The organism is Limnoraphis robusta BA-68 BA1 (assembly GCF_034932365.1).
GTDB lineage: Bacteria > Cyanobacteriota > Cyanobacteriia > Cyanobacteriales > Microcoleaceae > Capilliphycus > Capilliphycus robustus.
In genome coordinates this window covers 1-9,542 of sequence record NZ_JAYGHR010000047.1, presented here as the reverse complement: position 1 = coordinate 9,542, position 9,542 = coordinate 1, and the positions used below count along the sequence as shown (strand labels likewise).

The following is a 9,542-nucleotide window of genomic DNA, read 5'->3' as shown; positions in this document are numbered from 1 at the left end:
TCACTAACTTAACCCGATTAAATCTGTTTAAAGTTAGACGACAGAGCTAAAAACTGGCACGCATTCTTAGGTGTCTTGACCCAGATAACGGAGTTCTCTAAGAACTTAGTCTGGTCACGTTTGGACTCTTTCAAGCCCCCGTTATACCGCTTTCGCGGTTAACGGCGGGTTCGTGACTTTGAGTTAACTTCAGTCATTTTTTGTTGGTGTCTACTTCTTAATATTACTAGATGGTTATAAAATTTTAAAATAAGATTGATGAAGCTCGCACTGTTCCAGTTTGATACAAAAAGTTGGTCTTGAGTTGCTAAAATCAAACTCATTTCCCCCAGATGAAAGAATGTTTGTTCCTCAACCGTTAAAACCGGGCGATCGCTTACGAGTCATTACCCCCAGTGGTGCGTTGCGAAATCTTGAACCGTTTGAACAAGGTTTAGATATTTGGCGATCGCAGGGCTATCAGTTAGAACTGACAACAGGTTACACTGATCAATGGGGTTATCTCGCCGGAACCGATGACGCCCGACGCCATCAACTCGCGGAAGCTTTGAATGATGATCATTGTAGCGGTATTATTTGCTCTCGAGGCGGTTTTGGGGCAACTCGTTTACTGGAAAGTTGGGGTTGGGAAACCCTCAAACCCGATATCACCCCTAAATTTTTAATCGGCTTTTCAGATATTACGGCTTTACTCTGGGCAAGTATTGGGAAAACCTTCGGAATACACGGCCCTGTTCTAACAACTTTAGCACAAGAACCCGACTGGTCAATTCAACGATTATTTGATTGGTTAGAAGGTCGTCGAGTTGAACCGTTACAGGGGATAGGATGGGGAAACGGAAAAGTGCGAGGGCGGCTATTACCGGGAAATTTAACCGTCGCAACTTGTTTACTAGGAACCGCTTATCAACCGCAGTTAGCGGGGGCTATTTTAGCCTTTGAGGATGTGAATGAGGAACCCTACCGCATTGATCGAATGTTAACCTATTGGCGAATGACAGGCGCGTTACAACAGGTTGCAGGAATTGCGTTAGGGCGGTTCAGTCAGTGGGAGAAGAATATTAACCCCAATAGCTTTAAGTTAGAAGAAGTTTTGCGCGATCGCTTCGGAGATCTCGGGATTCCTGTTGTGTCGGATCTGCCATTTGGTCACGATGGGGTCAATGCTAGCTTACCTGTAGGGATTATAGCAGAGTTAGATGGCGATCGGGGAATTTTAAATATTTTGCGGGATGAATGCCGAGATTAAATGATATTTAATTCGATATTTAATTCGTTCTCAACCTCTTCATCATAATCAGCTAAAGGTAAAATAATTTCAACCGTTGTACCTTGATTTCTTCCGGTACTACTCAGCTTAATTTTACCGCCCATCATTTCTACTAAATGTTTAGAAATCACTAATCCTAACCCGGTACTTCCTTGAGGGAAAAATCGGCCTTCATCTTCGACTTGAAAGGGTTGAAAGAGTTGATTCTGATTGGAGGGATCAATTCCCACTCCTGTATCTTTCACAGTAACAACAGCCATCATCATTTCTTGGGGCTGCTGATTGTTTGAAGAAACAGTGATATATTGGATTTCGGTCGTAATCGTAATACTACCCTCTTCAGTAAATTTTATCGCATTACCAATCACATTAATAAAAACTTGTTTTAGTTTGGTCGAATCAGCTTTAACTCTAATAATATTCAGATAGTTTTTGCGATGGAGTTGTAGATTTTTTTGGCGAATATTGGCTAATTGTAAGTAAATCGCGGCTGATAGACTCGAATGCAAATCAACGGATTTTATATCAAACGTCAATCGACCCGATTCAATTTTTGCTAAATCTAAAACTTGATTAAGTAACGTCAGTAAATGAATAGAAGATTGATAAGCTTGTTGCAGTAGTTCTACTTCTTCTTCGTGATCATCACACAAATCATCTAATAATAACTGTAGGGAACCAATAATCCCATTCATCGGAGTTCTCAGTTCGTGAGAAGTTTGTCGGAGAAACTCATCTTTGCGATGATTCATTTCCTGCAAAACTCGATTCTGAGCCTGTATTTTCCCCAATCGCTCATGGGTTAAAGCGATCACTTGTTCTAACTCAATTTTTTCAGCTTTAAACTGTTCTATTGTTTTTTTGAGTAAACTTTCGAGTTCAGCTTTTTCTTGTCGTAATATATATTGTTGCTTATAACAGATGAAAGCCGTGAAACTAGCGAGAGCAGCCCAAATGCCAAGACCAGAAATCATCCAACTAAGAGACCAAAAAGATTGAGTAACCGCAGTCAAAAAAATCAATCCAGCTAAACCTGCAATCGTGATAGAAGTGCATTGCCAAACCTTAATTTGCTGTGGAAGTTTTTTTCCCATTGATCACTTGCACCCATCTGTTGTCGGAAAAGCTTGATCTAGAGTCATCAATACCTTACTTTGTCTATTCTATGCTATTCTCTCGAGAGATCAGCAAGAGTCTGACTTTATTTTTGAGTGAATTGGTCAACAAAAGGCCTTTTTATTCCGCAAGCTGAGTTCAGTGAAATTAACAGAATTGATAATCAGCCGATGTTGTTCTGTTTCATTAATTCTAGGAGTGGGTTTAGGATTGACATTGCCGACTCAAACCACAGAAAATTCAACTCCCGTCAAAATTTTCCTTTGCTGTAAGAGTTGACGGAGATTTGGGTATAATTGTAGGCTAAATTACAGCTTAGGTTATCAGCCCTGACTCTATCCACAATCTTAAATTCCCACATCTAGAAATAATATGACCCAGAACTACCGCATTACTCTTCTTCCCGGCGACGGCATTGGCCCTGAAATTATGGCAGTGGCGGTAGATGTCCTAAAAGCCGTTGGTCAACAGTTAGAGATTACCTTCGACTTTCAAGAAGCCTTAATTGGCGGTGTTGCCATTGATGCAACCGGAGAACCGTTACCCACTGCATCTGTTGAGCAATGTCGCAACAGTGATGCGGTACTATTAGCAGCGATTGGGGGTTATAAATGGGATAACCTACCCCGTCATCAACGTCCAGAAACCGGACTATTAGGATTGAGGGCCGGATTAGGGTTATTTGCTAACCTACGCCCCGCTACTATCTTACCTCATTTAGTCGATGCTTCATCCCTGAAACGCTCTGTTGTGGAAGGGGTTGATATTATGGTTGTCCGAGAACTTACAGGCGGTGTTTATTTCGGTCAACCTAAAGGGATTTTTGAGACGGAAACGGGAGAAAAACGGGGTGTAAACACGATGGCTTACACTGAGTCGGAAATTGATCGCATCGGACGAGTTGGCTTTGAGACCGCTAAAAAACGAGGGGGAAAATTGTGTTCTGTTGATAAAGCCAATGTTCTCGATGTTTCTCAACTCTGGCGCGATCGCATCACCCAACTCGCCTCTGAGTACCCTGAAGTTGAACTCTCTCATCTTTATGTTGATAATGCGGCCATGCAGTTAGTTCGCTGGCCGAAACAGTTTGATACGATTGTCACGGGGAATTTATTTGGGGATATTCTCTCCGATGCAGCCGCCATGCTCACAGGAAGTATTGGAATGCTTCCCTCTGCGAGTTTGGGAGAATCTGGTCCTGGGGTGTTTGAACCTGTACACGGTTCGGCGCCGGATATCGCAGGACTTGATAAAGCCAACCCCCTCGCGCAAGTTCTCAGTGCGGCGATGATGTTACGCTATGGTTTAAACCAACCTATCGCCGCCGAAAAAATCGAACAAGCGGTGTTAAAAGTCCTCGACTGGGGTTATCGTACCGGGGATATTATGTCAGATGGAATGAAACTTGTTGGATGTCGAGAAATGGGAGAAATGTTGTTAAAAGCGTTAGAAGAAATTTAGTTAGAAAACAGGGAATAGGTTAACCACCGAACATCTTTTTAATTCAAGGGGGAGAGGAAAAATTGAGAATTTATCACTTTCCTCCAGTTCTTAAGCTAGGCTTATCAGTTCTTCCAAACTGTTTTGATTTTTAAATGTTTCTCGGAATTTGATGAACTTTTTTTTGAGAAATTTTCTCAAAGACTTGACGAGATTCTGGGGGTTCTGGTAGACTTAAGGAAACCACACCCAAGGGGTTCTTGTGTCTACACCCCAAAATAGAGGCTACAACCCCCATTCCTTGGTTGAAAATTTCTGTTTTTCGCTCAATTTCAATAAGGCTCCTGCACCAATTTTTCGAGGTTCAAAAAAGGCAACTTGACAAGAGAAGTCTTTTGTGTATTAGGAGTTTTCAGGGAACTGGTGAACTACTCCTGCTTCTGTTGTCTATATTCTACAGCCACTTTTAGTCAGGCTCAACCCTTGCCTATTATCTCGGTAATTCAACAGTAAAGGTAGTAATCTGATTTTTGCTGCTAACTTGAATGGTTCCCCGCAGTTGTTCAACTAATTTTTGAACCAAGGCTAGCCCTAAACCTGTTCCCCCTTGTTTCCAGGGATCAGCATTGGGAACTCGATAAAATTTATCGAAGATTTTAGGGATTTCTTTTTCGGGAATTTCCGCTAGGTTAGAAATCACCAACTTCACCGCGCCTAACCCTTCGGGATTTTCTTCTGTTTCTTGAAGTTGATTGAGACTTTTTTTAGCGCGACTTTTGCGAGGGGTTGAACAACTAACCGTTAAGCCAATTTCACCGCCATTCGGAGTATACTTACAAGCATTATTGAGTAATTCGGCTAAAATTCGTTCTAAACTAATCGAATTGGTTAGAATAGAAGGCAGATTTTTGGGATATTTAACGTTAAGGATTTGTTGACGTTCTTGAGTGCGAGAATAAAAGGGTTGAATCATCTGAGGTAGCCATTGGGATAACTCAACGGTTTCTAGATAAATAGGTGTTGAAGAGACTTCAAGCTTTTGTAAATCAAGCAAATCATTAATTAAGTTCGTCTCTCTCGAGCATTCCTGTTCTAGAATATGAATATACCGTTCAAATCGATCATTTTGCGGCACTAATTTAATCATATGAATTGCCATTTTCATATTGGCTAAAGGAGTCCGCAGTTCGTGAGAAACGGTACTGAGAAAATCATCTTTCAGGATATTTAACTGCTGAAGTTCCTTGACTTTTTGCTGTAATTCTGCGGTACGTTCTTGGACTTGACGTTCTAGATGGGTATTCAAATCTTGAACTTGGCGGTATAATTGAGCTTGTTGAATGGCGATCGCCAACTGAGTCGCTAACTGTTGTAAAACCGTAATTTCTGAAGGTTGCCACTGACGAGAACCGGAACATTGATGAGCCGCAATCATCCCCCAAAGTTGTCCATCTTGCAAAATCGGAACAATCAGATAAGCTTGTATTTTCTCCTGTTGTAACCGTTCAACTTCTTCGGCTGTAAGTCTGCTATGATGGAGGTTCGCGATCGCATAAACAGAGTCCGTTTCAAAGGCAGTCAGATAGGCTTTGACAATCTTTTTATTCAAGGTTTTATCGAGGAGCGGTTGCCATTCCGGAGCCACAGATTCAGCCACCATTTTCCCGGACTGATTAGAAATTACATGATAAATGACAACCCGATCAGCATTTAAAACCTGCCGAACTTCTGCAACCGTTGTATTGAGAATTTCCTCAATATTAAGGGATTGATGAATTTGAAACGAAATCTTGGCAAATAAACGCTCTCGTTGCAGTTGTTCGTACAGTTTAGCGGTTCGTTCTTGTACCTGATCTTCTAATTGTGCGGCGCGACTTTCTAGTAACTCAAATTTTTCAGCTTGCAATTGATCAACTGATTGCTGTAAATTGCGAACAACCCGATACATTTCTGTCGGATCAAGCATTCGCAACAAACTCATCTGACTAATAATCCCAACCAATTCTCCGTGATCACCACAAACGATTAACCATTGGACTTGTTGCTTTTGCATCTCTTTATGCGCCACCCAGAGAGAATCATCAGCTTTTAGACTAAAAAATGAGCTTCCCTGAATCACCGTTTCAGCAGTCGTTCGAGATAAATCCAGTTCTAAATATTGAGCTTGAACAATATCAAAACCCGTGACAATTCCCACTGGAGTCAATTGCTTACGACGAGAAAATTGATAAATCACGACACAAGTCGCTTGATGTGCCGACATCATTTGCGCTAAACTGAGTAATGAAGCGGTTACAGGTGCAGTAACAGGTTGGCGACTCATCTCATCCCCAACGCGCCGCAATCGCAGGATATTAGAAGGTTGCAACACCTGTCGAATCCGCTCAGGAGTAATCACACCCACTAAATGATCTTCAGCATTGAGAACAGGTAAGTGATGAATTTGTTGCTGTCGAAACAACGATAATGCGGTGAAAATATCTTGATCTTTCGACTCGACTAAATGCACCGTCGAAGGAGACATCACCTCACCAATTCGGGTTTTATGCAAGCGAACTTCAGCCGGATGATCTAACAAACCCGTCGCCAATAACTGCACAATTTCTCGTTCGGTGACTATCCCCTGTAAAGTCGAAATTTCCGTCGGCGAAGTTTCCCCTTTCCCCTCTACAATCAAAATACAACTCGACTGGCTGGGATTAGGGTTAATCAATGACTCTGAACCATTACCGTTTTCTGAACGCTCAACAGTGGGTAGAGGATTAATACAATTGAGCTGACCGATCAGCCGAATCACATTATAAAGTGAGGTATCAGGTGTAACGACAATTGGGTTTCGATCAATTGCCTGTTCTAAGGCGGAAGAATATTGAGGCGGTTGGTAGAGCGTCATAACTCATCAAGAAATATCAATAAATATTTGGATCATTTAACCCCTAAACCGATCTGTGCGGGAACGCAGCATCCTAACGTCAAGATGCTTTATGGCGCAGATCTTCTGACTCCATTAAGATCAAAGCAATTCCAATGTAAAGTTTTGATAAATGTTGAACCATGAATGAACCTTTAAGCTTAGAACAAATTGCAACTCAACTGGAAAGTGAAAATTCCCGGGATCGGATGCTAGCTTTGGCTTCGCTACGAAAAGTTCCTCCGGCTGATGCTGTTCCGTTAATCAAAAAAGTCTTAAACGATCCCAACTTACCGATTCGCTCAATGGCAATATTTGCGCTCGGTATCAAACCCACAGAGGAATGCTATCCAATTTTAGTCGAATTGTTGGAATCTGATCCAGATTACGGTATTCGAGCAGATGCGGCGGGTGCTTTAGGTTATCTAGAAGATATTCGAGCCTTTGAACCGTTGGTGCGTGCTTTTTATGAAGACACAGACTGGTTAGTGCGGTTTAGTGCGGCGGTTTCTTTAGGAAATCTCAAGGATATTCGCGCTCACGATGTCTTAATTCAAGCGTTAGACTCTCAAGAGGTTGTTGTTCAACAAGCAGCGATCGCCGCTTTGGGTGAAATCAAAGATTTAGAAGCAATTGATGCGATTTTACGGTTTGCTCAGTCCGATGATTGGTTAATTCGACAACGACTGTCTGAAGCGTTAGGAAATTTACCCAGTGCTAAAAGTATAGCCGCCTTGAAATATTTAGCCAAAGATAGTCATCCCCAAGTCTCAAAAGCGGCGCAACTCTCCCTTGAACGTCTTTACAGTTTACAGTGATCAGTTTACAGTGACCAGTTTTTCAGTGACCAGTGAACAGTGACCAGTGACCAGTTTTTCAGTGATCAGTTTTTCAGTGACCAGTGAACAGTGACCAGTGATCAGTTTTTCAGTGAACAGTGACCAGTGACCAGTCAGTGGGTGTCGGGTTTCGGGTTGACTTTCCCCAACCCCTAACCCCTGACTATTGCCTATTGCAAGATTGCAAGATTGCCTTTTTGACTGTTAAAATCCTAAATCTACTGCAATGCGATGGGCGCAAGCAAACCCAGAAAAGGCGACAGCATTTAAGCCTTGACCGGGAAAAGTGCTGTCTCCCACACAGTATAAACCGGGAACGGATGTGCGGTTAAATGGCATTCCCAACAACCCCCGCAGCCGACGCTGAGGAATCGGGCCATAAGTCCCATCTTCTCGGTTGAGAAAACGACGATGCGATCGCGCAGTACCAATTTCCATGTAATCTAACCCTGCATCTAAACCGGGAAAGAATTTTTCTAAGCGATCAATAAGACGTCCGGCGGCTTCTTCTTTTTTCTGTTCATATTCCGCCTCCGATAACCCAAGCCATTGCTCAATATAACTAGGGGTAAAGGTGTGCAGAATGTGATAACCTTCAGGAGCCAGAGATGGATCGAGAAGCGTGGGAATGGAAACAAAGATTGTTCCTTCTGGTTGTTCCATTTGTTGCCAATCTTCGACAATCACATGATGACATTCTGTTCCCGGTGGAAACACAGACGCCTCAACTCCCAAATGCAGGTTAAGAAAACTGGGTGATTTTTGATAGCGCTGTCGCCATTTCATTTCTGATTTGGGGGTTTGTTCAGAAGGAATCAATTTACCAAAGGTATCCCAGCGTGTGGCATTGGAAACAATACGTTTGGCTCGATAGATGCTACCATCGGTTAATTCAACACCAACAGCCCTGCCTTGTTCCAAGATAATTTGTTTGACTCTGGCTTTATAGTGAATTTGACCTCCTGCTTTTTCGAGTCCTTCGGCTAACTTAATCGAGATTTCACCAACTCCACCTTTGGGATAGTTAATCCCTCCATAATGGCGATCGCTAAAGACCATTCCGGCGTTAATCATTGGGGTAAAATCAGCCGGAACAACTGACCAACAGTAACATTCTATATCTATAAACTTTAATAGCTGCGGATCGCTAATATAACGTCGGGCGACTTCACCTGCATTTTGGGGTAAATATTGTGCTAAACCCAAACAAGCCCCCGGATTTTGGAAAAATACTCGCATCAGATAACGGGGTTCTTCTAACGAGAGAAGTTCCATCGAGTTGAGGCAGTTGAAAACTTTCCAGCATTCATCATAAAATTTACGAATTCCTTGCTGTTCGTGGGGAAACTTCTCAATTAGTTCTTTCAAGAATTTTTCATAATCCCGATGAACTTGTACTTCAAGGTCTTCGGGGAGGTGATAATGGATCTGTACCGGGTCAGGAATGGTTTCTAAGCTGACTTTCACGGCTTCTAAGGCACGGGTTAACAGGTTTGTGGTGCCTTTGTCACCAAAACCAAAAATCATCGAGGCACCGACATCAAAGCGATATCCTTCTCGTTCAAAGTAGCCCGAACTTCCGCCCGGAATGATATAACTTTCGAGGACGAGTACGTTAGCGCCTTTAGCGGCTAACTGCGTTGCTGTCACCAGTCCTCCAATCCCAGAACCAATGACAATGACATCAAATACTTGTGAGGTGGGTACTGTGTTGGCACCAATAGACGGCTGACGGCTAGGAACAGGCATGAAGTTTACTCTCTTCAAGGATTTTCTGACTCTCACAGTGTAACGCCCAAGAGCGGTTTGAGGCGAGATAGCCCAGCGATCGCGCAATGTCTATCTTAAATGTCAAAAGAGGACTCCCGTTAGAGCCTTCGGCTTAACGGCGAGATGAATTTTGACCAACAAAGAAAACTGAGCGAAGCGAATCCTACATGGCTTGGCATACTTGTGTAGAACAGGC

The 9,542-nt window shown here is 42.7% G+C and carries 6 protein-coding genes; 3 read left to right on the top strand and 3 right to left on the bottom strand.

Features of this window, described 5'->3' with window-relative positions; genetic code table 11:
• Positions 1-340 precede the first annotated feature (340 nt).
• Positions 341-1,249, top strand: coding sequence for a S66 peptidase family protein (locus VB836_RS13060; RefSeq protein ID WP_323219712.1), 909 nt, complete (start codon positions 341-343; stop codon positions 1,247-1,249).
• Here the strand turns inward: VB836_RS13060 and VB836_RS13055 are convergent.
• Positions 1,246-2,364, bottom strand: a complete 1,119-nt coding sequence (locus VB836_RS13055) for a sensor histidine kinase (RefSeq protein ID WP_323219711.1) — start codon at positions 2,362-2,364, stop codon at positions 1,246-1,248. The two genes, VB836_RS13060 and VB836_RS13055, sit on opposite strands and share 4 nt — an antisense overlap.
• 394 nt (positions 2,365-2,758) lie before the next feature.
• Between VB836_RS13055 and leuB the strand changes: the two genes are divergently transcribed.
• Positions 2,759-3,847: a 3-isopropylmalate dehydrogenase gene (gene leuB, locus VB836_RS13050; RefSeq protein ID WP_323219710.1), complete on the top strand. Its 1,089-nt coding sequence runs from the start codon at positions 2,759-2,761 to the stop codon at positions 3,845-3,847.
• A 469-nt stretch (positions 3,848-4,316) separates the two neighbouring features.
• Here leuB and VB836_RS13045 read toward each other — a convergent pair whose 3' ends face one another.
• Positions 4,317-6,719, bottom strand: coding sequence for a CBS domain-containing protein (locus VB836_RS13045; protein ID WP_323219709.1), 2,403 nt, complete (start codon positions 6,717-6,719; stop codon positions 4,317-4,319).
• A gap of 161 nt (positions 6,720-6,880) precedes the next feature.
• On the opposite strand from VB836_RS13045, the gene VB836_RS13040 reads away from it, so the two are divergent.
• Positions 6,881-7,555 (top strand): HEAT repeat domain-containing protein, encoded by a 675-nt coding sequence (locus VB836_RS13040; protein ID WP_323219708.1) that lies wholly within the window; start codon positions 6,881-6,883, stop codon positions 7,553-7,555.
• Positions 7,556-7,780: 225 nt separating this feature from the next.
• On the opposite strand, the gene crtH is transcribed toward VB836_RS13040, so the two are convergent.
• Positions 7,781-9,325, bottom strand: a complete 1,545-nt coding sequence (gene crtH / locus VB836_RS13035; RefSeq protein WP_323219707.1) for a carotenoid isomerase — start codon at positions 9,323-9,325, stop codon at positions 7,781-7,783.
• Positions 9,326-9,542 lie beyond the last annotated feature (217 nt).

Excerpts from the sequence above, each read along its gene's own strand:
- crtH (WP_323219707.1), bottom strand. The coding sequence starts at position 9,325 with ATGCCTGTTCCTAGCCGTCAGCCGTCTATTGGTGCCAACACAGTACCC.
- VB836_RS13040 (WP_323219708.1), top strand. The coding sequence starts at position 6,881 with ATGAATGAACCTTTAAGCTTAGAACAAATTGCAACTCAACTGGAAAGT.
- VB836_RS13045 (WP_323219709.1), bottom strand. The coding sequence starts at position 6,719 with ATGACGCTCTACCAACCGCCTCAATATTCTTCCGCCTTAGAACAGGCA.
- leuB (WP_323219710.1), top strand. The coding sequence starts at position 2,759 with ATGACCCAGAACTACCGCATTACTCTTCTTCCCGGCGACGGCATTGGC.
- VB836_RS13055 (WP_323219711.1), bottom strand. The coding sequence starts at position 2,364 with ATGGGAAAAAAACTTCCACAGCAAATTAAGGTTTGGCAATGCACTTCT.
- VB836_RS13060 (WP_323219712.1), top strand. The coding sequence starts at position 341 with ATGTTTGTTCCTCAACCGTTAAAACCGGGCGATCGCTTACGAGTCATT.